The sequence below is a fragment of the Mycobacterium neglectum genome, from assembly GCF_002591975.1.
Classification (GTDB): Bacteria; Actinomycetota; Actinomycetes; order Mycobacteriales; family Mycobacteriaceae; genus Mycobacterium; species Mycobacterium neglectum.
On the sequence record NZ_NVQE01000025.1, the window covers coordinates 66,601 to 84,610 of the forward strand.

15 protein-coding genes are annotated in these 18,010 nt (G+C 64.7%); 11 read left to right on the plus strand and 4 right to left on the minus strand.

What is annotated here, in order from left to right; genetic code table 11:
• Positions 1-1,059, minus strand: a complete 1,059-nt coding sequence (locus tag CSQ99_RS19430) for an ABC transporter permease (protein ID WP_099040645.1) — start codon at positions 1,057-1,059, stop codon at positions 1-3.
• Entirely contained in the window at positions 1,059-2,045 is a 987-nt protein-coding gene (locus CSQ99_RS19435) for a substrate-binding domain-containing protein (RefSeq protein ID WP_099040664.1), read from the minus strand. The genes CSQ99_RS19430 and CSQ99_RS19435 overlap by 1 nt, the downstream gene beginning before the upstream one ends.
• 189 nt (positions 2,046-2,234) lie before the next feature.
• On the opposite strand from CSQ99_RS19435, the gene CSQ99_RS19440 reads away from it, so the two are divergent.
• Entirely contained in the window at positions 2,235-3,008 is a 774-nt protein-coding gene (locus CSQ99_RS19440; RefSeq protein ID WP_099040646.1) for a TIM barrel protein, read from the plus strand.
• A 95-nt stretch (positions 3,009-3,103) separates the two neighbouring features.
• Here CSQ99_RS19440 and CSQ99_RS19445 read toward each other — a convergent pair whose 3' ends face one another.
• Complete coding sequence (locus CSQ99_RS19445) at positions 3,104-3,835, minus strand: GntR family transcriptional regulator (RefSeq protein WP_099040647.1); 732 nt, start codon at positions 3,833-3,835, stop codon at positions 3,104-3,106.
• 155 nt (positions 3,836-3,990) lie between these two features.
• Here CSQ99_RS19445 and iolC point away from each other — a divergent pair, with 155 nt between their 5' ends.
• The 10 genes from iolC (at position 3,991) to CSQ99_RS19495 (ending at position 15,395) form a co-directional block, all read left to right on the plus strand.
• Positions 3,991-4,962, plus strand: a complete 972-nt coding sequence (gene iolC / locus CSQ99_RS19450; RefSeq protein ID WP_099040665.1) for a 5-dehydro-2-deoxygluconokinase — start codon at positions 3,991-3,993, stop codon at positions 4,960-4,962.
• Positions 4,955-5,848, plus strand: coding sequence for a Cgl0159 family (beta/alpha)8-fold protein (locus CSQ99_RS19455; protein WP_099040648.1), 894 nt, complete (start codon positions 4,955-4,957; stop codon positions 5,846-5,848). Before iolC ends, CSQ99_RS19455 begins: the two co-directional genes overlap by 8 nt.
• Positions 5,849-5,850: 2 nt before the next feature.
• Complete coding sequence (iolB, locus tag CSQ99_RS19460) at positions 5,851-6,732, plus strand: 5-deoxy-glucuronate isomerase (RefSeq protein ID WP_099040649.1); 882 nt, start codon at positions 5,851-5,853, stop codon at positions 6,730-6,732.
• Between the two features lie 2 nt (positions 6,733-6,734).
• Complete coding sequence (gene iolD / locus CSQ99_RS19465; RefSeq protein ID WP_099040650.1) at positions 6,735-8,681, plus strand: 3D-(3,5/4)-trihydroxycyclohexane-1,2-dione acylhydrolase (decyclizing); 1,947 nt, start codon at positions 6,735-6,737, stop codon at positions 8,679-8,681.
• Between the two features lie 13 nt (positions 8,682-8,694).
• On the plus strand, positions 8,695-9,615 hold the full coding sequence (locus CSQ99_RS19470; protein ID WP_099040651.1) for a sugar phosphate isomerase/epimerase family protein: 921 nt from the start codon (positions 8,695-8,697) through the stop codon (positions 9,613-9,615).
• An 8-nt stretch (positions 9,616-9,623) separates the two neighbouring features.
• Positions 9,624-10,655: a Gfo/Idh/MocA family protein gene (locus tag CSQ99_RS19475; RefSeq protein WP_099040652.1), complete on the plus strand. Its 1,032-nt coding sequence runs from the start codon at positions 9,624-9,626 to the stop codon at positions 10,653-10,655.
• A 1-nt stretch (position 10,656) separates the two neighbouring features.
• Entirely contained in the window at positions 10,657-11,532 is an 876-nt protein-coding gene (locus tag CSQ99_RS19480; protein WP_099040653.1) for a sugar phosphate isomerase/epimerase family protein, read from the plus strand.
• A gap of 4 nt (positions 11,533-11,536) precedes the next feature.
• Positions 11,537-13,030: a CoA-acylating methylmalonate-semialdehyde dehydrogenase gene (locus CSQ99_RS19485; RefSeq protein WP_099040654.1), complete on the plus strand. Its 1,494-nt coding sequence runs from the start codon at positions 11,537-11,539 to the stop codon at positions 13,028-13,030.
• A gap of 79 nt (positions 13,031-13,109) precedes the next feature.
• Positions 13,110-13,976, plus strand: coding sequence for a sugar phosphate isomerase/epimerase family protein (locus CSQ99_RS19490; protein WP_099040666.1), 867 nt, complete (start codon positions 13,110-13,112; stop codon positions 13,974-13,976).
• 36 nt (positions 13,977-14,012) lie between these two features.
• A complete protein-coding gene (locus CSQ99_RS19495) occupies positions 14,013-15,395 on the plus strand; it encodes an aspartate aminotransferase family protein (RefSeq protein ID WP_099040655.1) in 1,383 nt (460 codons plus the stop codon).
• Positions 15,396-15,501: 106 nt separating this feature from the next.
• On the opposite strand, the gene CSQ99_RS19500 is transcribed toward CSQ99_RS19495, so the two are convergent.
• A complete protein-coding gene (locus tag CSQ99_RS19500) occupies positions 15,502-17,676 on the minus strand; it encodes a glutamine synthetase III family protein (RefSeq protein ID WP_099040656.1) in 2,175 nt (724 codons plus the stop codon).
• Positions 17,677-18,010: the final 334 nt, after the last annotated feature.

Consider the following 18,010-nt stretch of genomic DNA (forward strand, 5'->3'; position numbering starts at 1 on the left):
TCACCTCTTTGCGGCGTAGTTGCGGAATGCGTTGTTGGCGATGACCGCGAACAGCAGCATCACGCCCATGAAGAACTTGAACCAGTCCGGTTCCCAGCCCGCATAGACGATGCCCTGTTGCACCATGCCGAAGATGAACGCACCGATCGCGGCACCGATGGCCGTGCCGTATCCGCCGGTAAGCAGACACCCACCGATGACTGCGGCGATGATGTAGATGAACTCCTGCCCAATGCCCTGTCCGGACTGAACGGTGTTGTACGAGAACAGAAGATGCATGCCGGAGAACCACGCGGCGAACCCGACGAACATGAATAGACCGATCTTCACGGCGGTGACGGGCACGCCGACTGCGCGCGCGCTTTCCGCGTCGCCACCGACGGCGAAGATCCAGTTACCGATCTTGGTCTTGAACAACACGTAGGTCGCGATCAAGGTGAGCAGCAGCCACCACAGCACGGTGACGCGCACCGGTACACCGAAGATGGTCAGCGTCGACGCGAACACCGCACGGGCGGACTCCCAGCCCTGCATATCGCTCACGCTGGGCGTGGCGACGGTGCCCGCAACCCATTTGGTCACGGCGATGTTCGCCCCGGTCAACATCAACAAGGTCCCGAGTGTGATCAAGAAGCTCGGAATCTTGGTTTTCATCACCATGTACCCGTTGAAAAATCCGACGGCCAGCGACAGGATCAGCGCCAATCCCGCACCGGCCCACAGGTTCAGGTGAAAATTCCAGGCCAGCATGGATGCGGCGAGTGAACCCGTGGTGACAGCGACGCCTGCCGACAGGTCGAACTCGCCGCCGATCATCAGCAGAGCGACAGCGCACGCCATGATTCCGATCGTCGAGCTGCCGTACAGCACTGTCGCCAGTGATTCTGCCGACCGGAACGGCGGCGCCATGACGAAGAAGAAGATGAAGATGACGACAGCGCCGATCAGCGCACCCATCTCGGGGCGAATCAGCATCCGCTGGATGCGGTTTCGCTCTTTGACACGTTCGTCGTGGACGACCTTGCGTTCAGCGAGGTCGACTTCGGTACTCGTACTCATCAGCGGGTTCCACCCTTCGCATACTCGGCGACGGCGTCGACGTTCGTCTTGTCGATGAACGCCGGACCGGTCAGGGTTTCCTTACCGCCACCGATCACATTGCCGTTGTTCAGGTACAGCCACAGCGAGTCGATCGACAGGTAACCCTGCAGGAACGGCTGCTGGTCGACGGCCCATTGCACGCTGCCGTCCTGGATCGCGCCGACGAGCGCGGCGTTGGTGTCGAAGGTGCCGATCTTGGCGTCGCTGCCCGCGTTCTTCGCCGATTGCACGGCGGTCAACGCAAACGGTGCGCCCAGCGTCACGACGTAGTCGACGCTCGGATCCTGCTGCAGCTTCGCGGTCATGGTCGATTCGACCGACGGCATGTCCTTTCCGTTGACATTGAGGTTCTCAGTCGCCGGGAAGTTGCTCTTCACTCCGGCACAGCGGTCTTCGAGTCCGACGTGGCCCTGTTCCTGAATGACGCAGAGCACCTTCGTCGCGCCCTCCTGCTTGAGCCTGTCGCCCGCGGCCTGGCCCGCGATGAACTCGTCCTGACCGAAGAACTCCTTGACACCCATCTGCTGCCAGGCATCGCCGCCGGCGTTGAATGCGACGACGGGAATGCCCTTCGCCTCGGCCGCCGCGACGGCGGCACGCATCGCATCGGGCTTGGCAAGGGTCAGCGCAATGCCGTCAACGCCGCTGTCGATCGCCGTCTGCACGAGGTTTGCCTGGTTGGGTGCCTCAGGGTCGTTCGAATAGCGCAACTCGATGTTGTCCTTCTGCGCCGCGGTCTCCGCACCCTTGCGGATCAGATCCCAGAACGAGTCGCCCGGCACTTCATGGGTGATCATCGCAATCGTCGCGCGGGGCGTGTCGACGGTGCCGCCGCCCATTCCGCCGTCGCTCTCGCGCGGCTTTCCGCCGGTCGATGAACACGACGCGATTCCCAGTGCGAGCACGGTCACTCCGGTGACCGACGCGAGCCGACTGAACCTCATCTTTCCTCCGCTCTTCGCGCGAGCGCTCATCGCAACATCACGCTTCCCATTCGAGTGCGACGCAGCACTCCTCTTCGTCGATGTAATACGGCTCACAGCAGAAAGTCAATAGTTTGTCCTGACATTAGGACTGCACATCAAATGTTAGGGTTCCGGTCGTAGCGCCACAGCGAAGGAGGCGATCTTGATATGACGGACTTTGAGCTGGCTGTGTCTTCGGAGATGGTCTTCGCCGAGTTACCGATCATCGACCGCGTGCACCGCATCCACGACATGGGTTTCGCCGTCGAGATCTGGAGCTGGCACGACAAGGACCTGGCCGCACTCGCCGCCACCGGGGCGCGGTTCACGTCGATGACGGGCTATCTGCATGGCGACCTGATCGATCCCCTCACCTGCGACGAGGTGGTCCGCACCGCCGAATTGTCTATCAAAGCCGCCGAGACACTGGGCGTTTCGCGGCTGAACTTGCACACCGCCGAGCTCGTGGACGGCCACGCGGCACGGCCACGGCAGCGGGCGACGGGCGAGATGTGGCTGACCGCACTGCGCACCCTGGAACGCATCGGAGACCTCGGCGCCAAGGCCGGCGTGCAGTTCTGCGTGGAGAACCTCAACACGATCGTCGACCATCCCGGCGTCCCTCTGGCCCGCGCCAAGGACACTTTGGCGCTGATCGAGGGCGTGGCGCATCCGAACGTGAGGATGATGCTCGACCTCTATCACGCGCAAATCGGCGAGGGGAATCTCATCGAGCTGATCCGCCGCTGCGGCGATGCGATCGGCGAGATCCAGGTCGCCGACGTCCCTGGACGATGTGAGCCGGGAACCGGTGAGATCAACTACCCCGCGATCGCGAAGGCACTACGGGGCATCGGCTACACCGGCACGGTCGGCTTGGAGTCCTGGGCATCCGGCGAAAGCGAAGCCGCTCTGGAAGCGTTCCGCGCCGCGTTCAGTTGACCGCACTGGGCTCACGCGCCAGCCGCGAGAGTGCGTGTTTGTGGCAGACACGCCGGGAAAATACCGCGACTTCGCGCACGCTCGCGGGAGAAAAACTAGCGATCGACCAGAGTGGTGTCGAAGTAGTAGCGTGCGGCGCGATAGCAGTGGTTGCCGAACTCGACCGCAGTGCCGGAGTCGTCGAAAGCGGTGCGGGTCATCGTCAGCAGCGGCGCGCCGGCCTTTTCATCGAGCAGTCGTGCCTCCGACCGGGTCGCGCCGCGGGCGCCGATTCGCTGGCGCGCCAGCCGGATGTGCACACCGCGCGATCGCATCGCCTGGTACAGGCCGCTCTTCTCCAGCTCCCCGGCCTCGGGTGCGATCTCGACCGGTAGGTGGTTGATCATCACTGCCAGCGGCTCGCCGTTGGCGCACCGCAGTCGATGAATGGTGACCACCTCGCGGTCCTCGGAAATGCTGAGCTCGCGCGCGACCTCCTCGCCGGGACGCCCGACCGTGTAGTCGAGCAGCTGGGTGGTCGGCTCCTGGCCTGCGCGCGCGAGGTCGTCGAAAAGGCTTGTCAGCTCGACACGTCGGTGCACCGGGTTCTGTACGACCTGAGTCCCCACCCCGCGCTTGCGAACCAGCAGACCTTTGTCGACGAGTTCCTGTATCGCGCGCCTCGTCGTCGGCCGCGACAACGTCAATCGCTTCGCCAAGGCCAACTCATTCTCAAAGCGGTCGCCGGGCGAGAGTTCGCCATCTCGGATCGCCGCCTCGATCGCCTGGGCGAGCTGATAGTAGAGGGGAACAGGACTTGACCTGTCGAGCTCCACCGCCAAGGGCACGTCGTCTCCGATCTCGTGATGGACCAGACAAAGAGTAGCTGAATCCTAGCACCCTATGATCGAAAGATAGAATGTCAGGACAAACTATTGACATCGTGGAGTGATGGCGGGCACAGTCATATACAGCCGTCCCCCTACCCGTGGAGAGCCGACTTTTGACGACCACACAGCCATCTGACGTACTCGCCATCGGGCGATGCGGCGTCGATGTGTACCCCCTGCAGATCGGCGTAGGCCTGGAGGACGTCGAGACCTTCGGCAAGTTCCTCGGCGGTAGCGCCGCCAACGTCGCGGTCGCCGCAGCGCGCCTCGGTAACCGCTCGGCCCTGATCTCCGGCGTGGGCGCCGACCCGTTCGGCAGGTACGTCAGCAACGAGCTGGCTCGGCTCGGTGTCGACAACAGCCACGTGGTGACCAACGACGAGTTCCCGACGCCTGTCACCTTCTGCGAGATCTTCCCACCGGACGATTTTCCGCTGTATTTCTACCGTCGCCCCAAGGCGCCCGATCTTCAGATCAGCGTTGGCGATATCGATGGCGACGCCGTGCGCGCGGCCCGGCTCTACTGGTCGACGGTGACCGGACTCTCCGAAGAGCCAAGCCGCAGCGCACATTTCGCCGCATGGGAAATCCGCAACCGGGCGCCGTTGACGGTGCTCGACCTCGACTACCGCCCGATGTTCTGGGACTCCCCCGCCGCCGCCACCGAGCAGGTGCAGCGTGCGCTTGCCCACGTCACTGTCGCGGTGGGCAATCGCGAAGAGTGTGAGATCGCGGTCGGAGAATCCAACCCACACAAGGCGGCCGAGGCGCTCTTGGACCTCGGAGTCGAGCTGGCGATCGTCAAGCAGGGGCCACGCGGTGTCCTCGGCAAAACCAAGCACAGCTCGGTGACGGTTGCACCCAACGAGGTCGATGTCGTCAACGGGCTCGGCGCAGGAGATGCGTTCGGCGGCAGCCTGTGCCACGGCTTGCTGCACGGCTGGTCACTCGAGAAGACGCTGCGATACGCCAACGCCGCCGGCGCCATCGTCGCCTCCCGACTGGAGTGCTCCACCGCGATGCCGACCGCCGCCGAGGTGGCCGAGCTCGCCGAACGAACCGCGCTGGGGGCCGTGAATGTCTAGGTCAACATCTGAGGCACTCTGCACCGACTACGCGGGGATCACCGAGCTGCGCGCCAGCGATCCCGGCGCGATCGCCCGCGCCTGGCAGAACCGCGTGACGCGGCCGACCATCCGAGGCAATGGTCGCCTGATGATCGTCGCCGCCGACCACCCCGCCCGCGGCGCCCTCGCCGTCGGCACTCGCCCCACCGCGATGAACAGCAGGACCGACCTGCTCGACCGGCTACGTGCGGCACTTGCCGATCCGGGAGTCGACGGAGTGCTGGCCACCCCGGATATTCTCGACGACCTGGTGGTGCTCGGTGCGCTCGAGGACAAGGTGGTGTTCTCGTCGTTCAATCGCGGCGGACTGGCCGGCGCGTCGTTCGAACTCGACGACAGGATGACCGCCGCCACGGCGACATCCACTGCCGCGGCGAAGATGAACGGCGGAAAGATGTTGTGCCGCATCGATCTCGACGATGCGGGAACCGTCGCGACCATGGCGGCGTGCGCACAGGCGGTGGACGAACTGGCCGCCGAGGGTCTCATCGCGATGCTCGAGCCGTTCATGTCCTCCCGGGTCGACGGAAAGGTCCGCAATGACCTGTCCCCCGATGCGGTGATCAAGTCGATTCACATCTGCCAGGGCATCGGCTCGACCTCGGCATACACCTGGATGAAACTGCCAGTGGTCGACGAGATGGACAGAGTGATGGACTCCACCACCTTGCCGACCCTGTTGCTCGGCGGTGACCCCACCGATCCCGACGAGGCGTTCGCCAGTTGGGAGAAGGCGCTCGGTCTGCCGTCGGTACGTGGACTGATCGTCGGCCGCACGCTGCTCTATCCGCCCGATGACGACGTCGCCTCGGCCGTCGCCACCGCGGTATCGATGGTGAGGTGACAATGCACAGCAAGCTCTACATCCCCGCGCGCAGCGCAGCGCTGCCGTACACGGTTCACATCACGCCGGAATCCGCCGGGTGGACCGAATCATCGCTGCAGGTAATCGAACTGGACGACAGTCAGCGGGCCGAACTCACGACGGGCGGCACCGAGGTGATGATTCTGCCGCTGGCCGGCGGCGGCACCGTGGAATCCGATGGCGACACGTTCGAACTGGCCCCGCGGGCATCGGTGTTCGACGGTCCGTCCGACATGGTCTACCTCGGCATCGACCAGACTTACGTGATCTCGGGCGAGGGCCGGTTCGCGATCTGCGGAGCCCACGCCAAGAACTCGTTCCCGAACCGCCGCGTCGCCGCCGCGGACGTCTCCGTCGAACTGCGCGGCACCGGCAACTGCAGCCGTCAGGTGCACAACTTCGGCACCGCAGGAGTTTTCGAGGCCGACTCGCTGATCGCCTGCGAGGTCATCACTCCCGGCGGCAACTGGTCGAGCTATCCCGCGCACAAGCACGACGAGAACACGCCCACTCAAACGGAACTCGAGGAGATCTACTACTTCGAGATCGCCGGTGGACCCGACGGTTCCCGCGGCTTCGGATACCACCGCGTCTACGGGACGCCGGACCGTCCGATCGAGGTACTCGAAGAGGTGCGTACCGGCGACGTGGTGCTGGTGCCCCACGGATATCACGGCCCATCCGTCGCCGCACCTGGCTATCACATGTACTACCTCAACGTGATGGCCGGACCGGGCGCCGAACGCGCCTGGAAGATCGTCGACGACCCGGAACACGCCTGGTTACGCAGCACCTGGGACGACCAGGCCGTCGACCCCCGCCTGCCCCTTCATCAAAAAGCCGGCTACGAGACAGGAGCCTGACCGTGGTTTCCACCGCACCGAAGCGGGCCGAGAAGTCCGCCGACACTGAATCCACCGTCCGACTGACCGTGGCACAGGCGACGATTCGCTTCCTGGCCAACCAGTACGTCGAACGCGACGGTGAACGCACCAAATTCTTCGCAGGCGCCTTCGGCATCTTCGGACACGGCAACGTCGCAGGCCTCGGCCAGGCGCTGTTGCAGGACGAGGTCGAAGCCGCCGAAGCCGGCAGAGGACCGGGCCTCAAGTACGTACTGAGCCGCAATGAGCAGGCTATGGTCCACACAGCCGTCGCATACGCCCGCCAGAAGGATCGGCTGCAAACCTGGGCAGTCACCGCCAGCGTCGGCCCCGGCTCGACGAACATGCTGACGGGCGCAGCACTCGCGACGATCAACCGGCTGCCCGTTCTTCTGCTGCCCGCCGACACGTTCGCCACCCGCGCCAGCTCGCCGGTCCTGCAGGAGCTGGAGCTGCCGTCCTCCGGCGACGTCACTGTCAACGATGCCTTCAAACCGCTGTCCCGTTACTTCGACCGGGTGTGGCGGCCTGAACAACTGCCCGCAGCGCTGATCGGCGCGATGCGGGTGCTCACCGATCCCGTCGAGACCGGTGCCGCCACGGTGTCCATCCCGCAGGACGTGCAGGCCGAGGCATTCGACTGGCCGGAATCGCTGTTCGCCGAACGCACCTGGCATGTCGCACGCCCACTACCCGAGCGGTCCGTCATCGCGCGCGCCGCCGAAATCGTCAGCAGCGCAAGCAAGCCGATGATCGTCGCCGGCGGTGGTGTCATCTACTCCGGCGCCACCGACGCGCTGGCCACGTTCTGCGCACAGACCGGCATCCCGGTCGGGATGAGTCAGGCAGGCAAGGGCGCGCTCCCCTACGACCATCCACAGTGCATGGGCGCCATCGGATCGACCGGCACAACCGCAGCCAACGCGCTGGCCGCCGAGGCTGACGTGGTGATCGGGATCGGAACTCGCTATAGCGATTTCACCTCCGCGTCGCGGACCGCGTTCAACAACCCCGACGTCAGATTCGTCAACATCAATGTGGCGTCACTGGACTCGGTCAAACAGGGCGGCCTTTCGGTGGTGGCCGATGCCCGCGAGGCGATCGACGCACTGGGTGCGGCGGTGGACGGTTACGCGGTCGGCGACGAATACCTTGCCCGCACCGCGGCCCTGGCCAAAGAGTGGGACGACATCGTCTCGGGTGTATATGCGGTCGAGGACGGCGAAGCGTTGAACCAGAACCAGGTGATCGGCCTCGCGAACACCCTCAGCGATCCCCGCGACGTCGTGGTCTGTGCGGCCGGCTCGATGCCGGGAGACTTGCACAAGCTCTGGCGGACAAGGGATCCCAAGGGCTATCACGTCGAGTACGGCTATTCCTGCATGGGTTATGAGGTGGCAGGCGGGCTCGGGGTGAGGATGGCCGACGAGACCCGCGACGTGTTCGTCATGGTGGGCGACGGTTCCTACCTGATGATGGCCACCGAGTTGGTGACCGCCGTCCAGGAAGGTGTCAAGGTCATCGTGGTGCTGGTGCAGAACCACGGGTTCGCGTCGATCGGATCGTTGTCGGAGGCCCTTGGCTCGCAGCGGTTCGGCACCGCATACCGCTACCGCAGCGACGACGGCCGTCTCGACGGCGCCAAGTTGCCGGTGGACCTCGCCGCCAACGCGGCCAGTCTCGGCGCCGACGTCGTCAAGGTCGGCACCGCCGCGGAGTTCGCCGATGCCGTGAAGGTGGCCAAGGCCAGCGATCGCACGACGGTGATCCATGTCGAGACCGATCCGCTGATCCCGGCGCCGGACAGCGAGTCCTGGTGGGACGTGCCGGTGTCCGAGGTCTCCACACTGACTTCCACCCAGGAGGCGTACGAGAAGTACGTCGAATGGAAGAAGATCCAACGCCCGCTGATCAAGCCGACTGACTGAAGGACGAACGACGTTGAGCACCATACTTGTTGGATCCGCACCCGACTCATGGGGCGTATGGTTCCCCGATGATCCCCGCCAGACGCCGTACACCCGGTTCCTGGACGAGGTCGCCGCGTCGGGTTACGAGTGGATCGAGCTCGGACCGTTCGGCTACCTGCCGACGGATCCGCAGAAGCTGTCAGACGAACTCGCCTCGCGCAATCTCAAGCTGTCGGCGGGCACGGTCTTCGAGCATCTTCATCAGTCCGAGTCACGTGGAGATGCGGCGTGGGACTCAGTGTGGACGCAGATCGAGGACGTGGCACGGCTGACGGCGGCCGTCGGCGGCAAGCACGTGGTCGTCATCCCCGAGATGTGGCGCGACCCGTCCACCGGCGCCGTCCTCGAGGACCGCAACCTCACGACCGAGCAGTGGCGCCAAAAGACCGAGGGCATGAACGAACTCGGCAGGGCCATGTTCGAGAAGTACGGCGTGCGTGCGCAATATCATCCACATGCCGACAGTCATGTCGACACCGAGGAGAACGTCTACCGCTTCCTCGACGGCACGGATGGCGAGTTCGTCAACCTCTGCCTGGACACGGGCCACATCAGCTACTGCGGTGGCGACAACATCGCGATCATCCGCCGCGCGCCGGAGCGCATCGGGTACCTGCACCTCAAGCAGGTCGATCCCGAGGTACGCGCCAAAGTAGAGGCCGAGGATCTGCCGTTCGGTGAGGCGGTCAAGCTCGGCGCGATGATCGAACCGCCGCTGGGCATTCCGGAGATGCCGACGCTGCTCGCCGAGATCGACAAGCTCGGCATCGACGTGTTCGCGATCGTCGAGCAGGACATGTATCCCTGCGAGGTCGACGCACCGCTTCCGATCGCCCAGCGCACCCGGTCCTATCTGGGCTCGTGCGGCGTACCGTCCGTCCGTTTCAACTAGGAGACGTTTTGTCCGACTTACGTGTTGCCGTTCTGGGTGTCGGTGTGATGGGCGCCGACCACGTCGCCCGACTGAGCACCAGAATCTCGGGCGCCCGGGTGGTTGTCGTCAACGACTACGTCACCGAGAAGGCCGAGCAGATCGCCGCCGGTATCGACGGCTGCCGCGCTGTCATCGACCCACTCGACGCCATCGCCGATCCGGACGTCGACGCGGTGGTGCTCGCCACCCCGGGACCGACTCATGAGAAGCAACTGCTCGCCTGCCTCGAGCACGGCAAGCCCGTGCTCTGCGAGAAGCCGTTGACCACCGACATCGAGACCTCGCTGGCCGTGGTGAAGCGCGAGGCCGAACTCGGCAAGCGGTTGATCCAGGTCGGCTTCATGCGCAGATTCGACCACGAGTACGCACGGTTGAAGGCGCTGCTCGACGGCGGCGAACTCGGGCGCCCGCTGGTGCTGCACTGCGCACACCGCAATCCGGCCGTGCCGCCGTCTTTTGACAGCGCGATGGTCGTGCGTGACTCGCTGGTGCACGAGGTGGACGTCACCCGGTTTCTATTCGACGAGGAGATCACCTCGATCCAGATCGTCAAGCCGGCAGCCAATCCCGCCGCGCCGCAGGGTCTCGCCGACCCGCAGATCGCGATCATGCGCACCGCATCGGGTAAGCACGTCGACGTCGAACTGTTCGTCACCACCGGAGTCGCCTACGAGGTCCGCACCGAAGTGGTAGCCGAGAAGGGCAGCGCCATGATCGGCCTGGACGTCGGCCTGGTTCGCAAGCGGAGTGACGGCACCTGGGGCGGCCAGATCACCCCCGGCTTCCGGGAGCGCTTCGGGCAGGCCTACGACACCGAGTTCCAGCGCTGGGTCGACGCGGCGCAGCGCGGGGCATCAAGCGGAATCTACATAGACGGTCCCGGCGCATGGGACGGCTATGCTGCTGCCGCGGTCTGCGAGGCGGGCGTCGAGTCGCTCAACAGTGGTCTGCTGGTCGAGGTCAAGATGGTCGACCGCGCATCGATCTCGGGCGCCTGACATGAAAATCGCACTCGATCCGACGCCTTTTCACCACGACTATGAACTGCTCGACTTCCCGAAGCTGGTGGCGGAGTTGGGCTATGAGCACCTGCAGCTGACACCGCACCGGGACTTCATCCCATTCTTCAACCATCCGCGTGCTGACGACGATCTCGTCGCGAAATTCCGCAAAGCATGTGGCGATGCGGGTGTGGGCATCGCTTCAGTGCTTCCGGTGCTGAGGTGGTCGGGCCCCGACGAGGACGCCCGTGAGGCCGCGGTGCGCAACTGGAAGCGGGTCGTTCAGATCACGGTCGACCTCGGCGTCAACGTGATCAACACCGAGTTCTCCGGGCGACCCGAGAAGCCCGAGGAATCCGAACGCGCGTTCTTCCGGTCGATGGAGGAACTCGTGCCGATCTTCGAGAGGGAGGGTATCGACGTCCGGATCGATCCGCACCCAGACGATTTCGTCGAAGACGGAATGGAGGCGCTGCGCATCATCCGTGGTGTGAACTCACCCAACATCGGCATGGTCTACGTCGCATGCCATACGTACCACATGGGCTCGAACATGATCGACATCATGCGCGCGGCGGGTGACAAGCTGCGGCTGGTGCACGTCGCCGACACGATGGACCATCACCGCAGCCACGGCCTGCGCTACATCACCAATCCGCCGGGCAATCCGGTGCGGGTGCACCAGCACCTGAAGATCGGCGACGGCGACGTCGACTGGGACGAGTTCTTCGGCGGTCTGGCCGAAATCGGCTTCTATGACCGGCCCGACACCGTGATGGTGTCGTCGGTGTTCGCCGAGGACGAGACCGCACACGACGTCTCGCGCTATCAACTGACGACCATGACCGAATACGTCTCGAAGTACGGAAAGTAGAAACATGAGCAAGTCAATTCAGCACTGGATCGACAACAAGGTCTTTGCCGGCGCCAGCAGCGCGACCGCGCCGGTGACCAACCCCGCGACCGGTGAGGTGACGGGGCAGGTCGGACTGGCGAGCGTGGAGGACGCCCGCGCGGTGATCGACTCCGCAGCGGCCGCATTTCCCGCATGGCGCGACACCTCGCTCGCGAAAAGGACTCAAGTGCTGTTCCGATTCAGGGAGTTGCTCAACGAACGTAAGGGTGAGCTGGCCGAGATCATCACCAGTGAGCACGGCAAGGTCGTCTCGGACGCCCTCGGCGAGGTGAGCCGTGGCCAGGAGGTCGTCGAATTCGCCTGCGGTATCCCGCATCTACTGAAGGGCGGCTTCACCGAGAACGCGTCGACCAAGGTCGACGTCTACTCGATCCGTCAGCCCCTCGGTGTCGTCGGCGTGATCAGCCCGTTCAACTTCCCCGCCATGGTGCCGATGTGGTTCTTCCCCATCGCCATCGCGACCGGAAACACTGTCGTGCTCAAGCCGTCGGAGAAAGACCCGAGCGCCTCACTGTGGATCGCTGCCCTGTGGGCCGAAGCCGGTCTGCCGCCAGGAGTATTCAACGTCCTTCAGGGTGACAAAACGGCCGTCGACGAGATCCTGACCAATCCGAAGGTCAAGTCGGTCTCCTTCGTCGGATCCACGCCGATAGCGAAGTACGTCTACGCCACCGGTACCGCTCACGACAAGCGCGTGCAGGCCCTGGGCGGCGCGAAGAACCACGCGGTCGTCCTGCCGGACGCCGATCTGGACCTGGCTGCCGACGCGATGGTCAACGCAGGCTTCGGCTCGGCAGGAGAGCGCTGCATGGCGATCTCCGCGTGTGTCGCCGTCGGCCCGATCGCCGACGACCTGGTCGCCAAGATCGCCGACCGCACCACGCCGCTGAAAATCGGCGACGGCACCAAGGATTCGGATATGGGTCCGCTGGTCACCAAGGCCCACCGGGACAAGGTGGCGTCCTACATCGACGCCGGGGAGACGGACGGCGCCAAGATCGTGGTGGACGGCCGCAACGTGACCGCCGATGGCGGGCAGGACGGCTTCTGGTTGGGCCCCACACTGCTGGACAACGTCACCCCCGAGATGAGCGTCTACACCGACGAGATCTTCGGCCCGGTGCTGTCGGTCGTGCGCGTGGAGACCTACGACGAGGCGATGGAACTGGTGAACACCAATTCCTATGGGAATGGCACCGCGATCTTCACCAACGACGGCGGTGCCGCACGACGCTTCCAGAACGAGGTTCAGGTCGGCATGGTCGGCATCAATGTGCCGATTCCGGTACCGATGGCGTACTACAGCTTCGGCGGTTGGAAGGCCTCGCTGTTCGGCGACAGCCATGCCCACGGCATGGACGGTGTGCAGTTCTTCACCCGCCAGAAAGCCATCACGAGTCGCTGGCTCGACCCGAGTCACGGCGGCATCGAACTGGGCTTCCCGCAGAACCAGTAAGCGATCCATCGAATCGGAGTTTGCGCACGTCCCCTACTGACGTGTGGGCCCACGCGAGGGAGGAAGCAGAGAGGACTACGTGCCCGAACTCGTCGCGACAGCATGGACCAGTGCCGGAGACACCTCGCCGATGCGAACGCCCGCAACCAGTCCCGTTCCCATCTCGGAACGTATTACCGCGGTGGCCGATGCGGGCTACTCGGGTCTCGGACTCATCGCTGACGACTTGGCGGCGATTCGGGCGTCGATCGGCTTTATCGGTTTACGCGATCTAATCGCCGACCACTGCCTCACCCATATCGAGATCGAGCTGCTCGAACGGTGGTGGATTCCCCGCGGAGAGGCCGGGCATTCCTACGGTGTCCGCGACCTCCTGTTCGAAGCCGCAGACGCCCTCGCACCCGCATTCATCAAGATCGGCTCCGAACTGGGGCAACCGACGCAGTGTCCCGGGGCCCTCGCCGAACCGCTCCACGAACTCGCGGTGCAGGCAGTCGCACACGGCACGCGGATCGCGCTGGAGACCATGCCGTTCTCCATCGTCTCGACCGTTCCGATGGGCGCAGAACTCGTGGCGTCCTGCGGTCATCCCGCGGTAGGGCTCTTGGTCGACGCGTGGCACGTGTTCCGGGCGGCCACGTCGCTTGATGAGTTGCGGGCCGCCCTCACCCCCGGGATGGTCTTCGGTGTCGAACTCGACGACGCCGCGGCCGCGGCCGTCGGCTCGCTCTTCGAGGACACCGTGGACCACCGGCTGCTCTGCGGCGAGGGCACTTTCGATCTCGACGGACTGGTAGCAGTCCTACGTGACCTCGAGTTCGACGGCCCCTGGGGTGTCGAGATTCTGTCCGAGACATTCCGCGCACTACCCGTGCGTGACGCCCTCGATCTTGCGGCGAAGTCCACCCTGGCCGTCCTGACCCGGGATATTCAGGCATCGGGCTAGGCTTCCCGCATCATCGGCGGACAGATAGGCGCAGCAATGGGCTCCACCGGTTCGGAACCGTTACCCAACGGGCAGGATCTCGCTGCAGCGATCGCCGAGGGTGTGCACGCACACGAACTCGACCGCGCCCACGTCTTCCACTCGTGGTCGGCGCAGGCGGCACTGAAGCCGATGACCGTGCTGGCCGCGCAGGGCTCCTACGTCTGGGACGGTGACGGCAACAAGCTGCTGGACTTTTCGTCGCAAATGGTCAACACCAACATCGGCCATCAGCACCCGAAAGTCGTTGCCGCCATTGCCGAACAGGCCGCCAAGCTGTGCACTATCGCCCCCGCACACGTCAACCCCGCCCGCTCGGAGGCCGCCCGGCTGATCGCTGAACGGACGCCCGGTGACCTCAACCGGGTGTTCTTCACGAATGGCGGCGCCGACGCCGTCGAACACGCCGTTCGCATGGCCCGGTTGCATACCGGCCGCTACAAGGTGCTGGCCCGCTACCGGTCCTACCACGGTGGCACCGATACCGCGGTAAACCTGACCGGCGACCCACGCCGCTGGCCCAACGACTACGGCAACAGCGGCGTCGTGCACTTCAACGGGCCCTTCCTCTACCGCTCCTCGTTCCATGCGGACACCGAGGAGCAGGAGACGCAGCGGGCGCTCGAACACCTCGAGCGGCTGATCCAGATGGAGAACCCGCTGTCATTCGCGGCGCTGATCCTCGAGTCGGTGCCGGGCACCGCGGGCATCATGGTGCCGCCACCCGGCTACCTGAAGGGCGTCCGCGAGATCTGCGACCGCTACGGCATCGTCTTCATCGCAGACGAGGTGATGGCGGGCTTCGGACGCACCGGAAAATGGTTCGCCATCCAGCATTTCGACGTTGTGCCGGATCTGATCACGTTCGCCAAGGGAGTCACCTCGGGCTACGTGCCGTTAGGCGGTGTGGCGATCAACGAATCGATCGCCAAGACGTTCGCCGATCGGCCGTACCCGGGCGGCCTCACGTATTCGGGTCATCCGCTGGCGACGGGCTGCGCGGTCGCCACCATCAACGCGATGGAGGACGAGGGCATGGTCACCAACGCGGCGCGCATTGGCAGCGACGTTCTCGGCCCCGGCCTGCGTGAGCTGGGGGCAAAGCACCCGTCGGTAGGCGAGGTGCGCGGCCTCGGGGTGTTCTGGGCAATCGAACTGGTCACCAGCCGGCAGACCCGCGAACCACTGGCACCGTACGGCGGAACCAGCCCGGCGATGGGCGAGACGCTGGCGGCATGCAAGGCCAATGGCCTGCTCCCGTTCGCGAACTTCAACCGCATTCACGCGGTGCCGCCGTGCAATGTCAGCGATGCCGAGGTGGCAGACGGATTGCGCATGCTCGACGCGGCCCTGACGGTCGCCGACGGCCACACCACCTGACTTGAATCGCCGAGTGTGGGGGTTGCGGTTACCAGTGTCCGAGTGGCTCGGACTGGACCCCCACACTCGGCGAAGCCTCATGTCGCCGCCGTCGCGGCGCCCGGTCTCAGAGGATGTACAGCATTTCCTGGTAGGTGGGCAGCGGCCACAGATCGTCGGCCACGATGCCTTCCAACGCATCCGCGGCGGCGCGAACCGCGTCCATCTTCGGCAGCAGGCTCTGCGCATGGGTGGCTTCTTCGGCGGCTGAATCTCCGCCGTGTTCGGCGAGCCCCGCCTTCAATGCCGCCAGCGCCGCCGTCATCTCTGAGATGGGCGTGCTGACGGCCTCCAGCATGGTCATGTCCGGCTCCATACCCGCAGCCTTGAGCGCTGCCACGTTCTGCGCCAACTCGGTCTGGTAGCGGACGGCAGCGGGCAGGATCACTGTCGAACCGAGTTCCAGCGCAAGTTTGGCCTCGACGCCGATGGTGAGCGCATACATCTCGAGGCGGACCTCGTAGCGGCTGTGCAGCTCGCGCTCGCTGAACACGCTGTACTTCTCGAACAGCTCGATGGATTCGGGCTTGATCAGCTCGGGCAGCGCATCCAGCGTCGTCTTCAGATTCGGCAGCCCACGCTCGGCGGCCTCGATCTGCCAATTCTCCGAGTAGCCGTCACCGTTGAACACGACAGCGCCGTGCTCGGTGATGATGTCGGTAAGCAGCTTCTGGACGGCCTCGTCGAAATCCTCACCGTCGTCGACGGCCTTCTCCAGCACGGTCGCCATGTAGTCGAGCGATTCGGCCATGATCGTGTTGAGCATCATCATCGGCACCGCGACCGTCTGGCCCGAGCCCGGCGCACGGAACTCGAACCGGTTGCCCGTGAAGGCGAACGGGCTCGTGCGGTTGCGGTCGCCCGGATCGGTCGGCAGCACCGGCAACGTGTCGCAACCGATGATCATGCTGCCCTTGCCCTTTGACGATGTCGCCGCCCCCTTGGCGATCTGCTCGAACACGTCGGCCAGCTGATCGCCGAGGAAGATCGAGATGATTGCCGGCGGTGCCTCGTTGGCGCCGAGCCGGTGGTCGTTGGTGGCCGACGCCACCGAAACCCGAAGCAGGCCGGCATATTTGTGAACGGCGCGGATCACTGCTGCGCAGAAGACCAGGAACTGCGCGTTCTCGTGTGGCGTGTCGCCGGGGACCAGCAGCGACCCCAAATCGGCGTTGCCCAACGAGAAGTTGACGTGCTTGCCGGACCCGTTGACGCCGGCGAACGGCTTCTCGTGGAACAGGCATTCCATACCGTGCTTCTTGGCAGTCGTCTTGAAGACGGTCATCAGCAGCTGCTGGTGATCTGAGGCGATGTTGCCACGCTCGAACATCGGCGCAATCTCGAATTGCCCTGGGGCAACCTCGTTGTGGCGCGTCTTGGCCGGGATGCCGAGCTTGAACAGTTCGCGCTCAGTGTCCATCATGAAGCCCAGCACCCGCTCGGGCACCGCACCGAAGTAGTGATCGTCGAACTCCTGGCCCTTCGGCGGTTTCGCGCCGAACAGCGTGCGGCCCGCATTGACCAGGTCGGGGCGGGCCAGGAAAAAGTGGCGGTCGACCAGGAAGTACTCCTGCTCCGGCCCGCAGAACGCGACGATCTTCGCCAGGTTGTCGTGGCCGAACAGCTTCAGGATCCGCTCGGCGTGGGCGCCCATCGCCTGCTGGCTACGCAGCAAGGGCGTCTTGTAGTCGAGCGCCTCACCGGTCATCGAGACGAACACCGTTGGGATACACAAGGTGTTGCCGTTCGGGTTTTCCAGGATGTAGGCCGGGCTGGTGACGTCCCAGCCGGTGTAGCCGCGGGCTTCGAAGGTGCTTCGCAGGCCACCCGACGGGAAGCTGGACGCGTCCGGCTCACCCTGGATCAAAGTTTTGCCCGCGAACTCCGCGAGGGTCTCGCCGTCGGATACCGGCTCGAGGAAACTGTCGTGCTTCTCGGCGGTCAGCCCGGTCATCGGATAGAAGACGTGTGCGTAGTGGGTGGCCCCCTTCGACAGTGCCCAGTCCTTCATCGCCGAGGCGACCGAGTCGGCAACGGCCGGATCCAGCTTCGCACCCTTCTCGATCGTGGCGACGACGGACTTGTACACCGACTTGGGCAGCCGAAGCCGCATCTCAGCCGTCGTGAAGACGTTGGAGCCGAAGACCTCACCGGGAGCCTCGGCGGGATCAAAGCTGATGGCTGGAGGCACGTACGCCTCGACGTTGTTGATCGCCTGCAGACGCACTGCATTTCCGCTCAATGGACTTCCTATCGCTGCTATCGCCCGCAACCTTTGCGGGCGGTGACCGGCCAACAGTAGGAAGGTCGCGTTCCGGGATTGTTACGTCGCCGTCAACGACAGAATGCGGTTGCTGTGGGCCCTCTCGGTGCCCGACCCATCCCGGGTGGCGCAGCGACTGACCAATTCCCTTGTGTCACTTTGGTTTCAGTAGTCACAATGTCGACCCGTGTTGCCTCATGTCAAGATGCGCGCGAGGGTGGTTTCGTTGCCTCATGTGATTGTGCGCGCTTGGGGATGCGGGCTCTGGTGGCGTGGTCGGACTTGCTCGTCGTCACTTTGAGGAGCCGGGCGG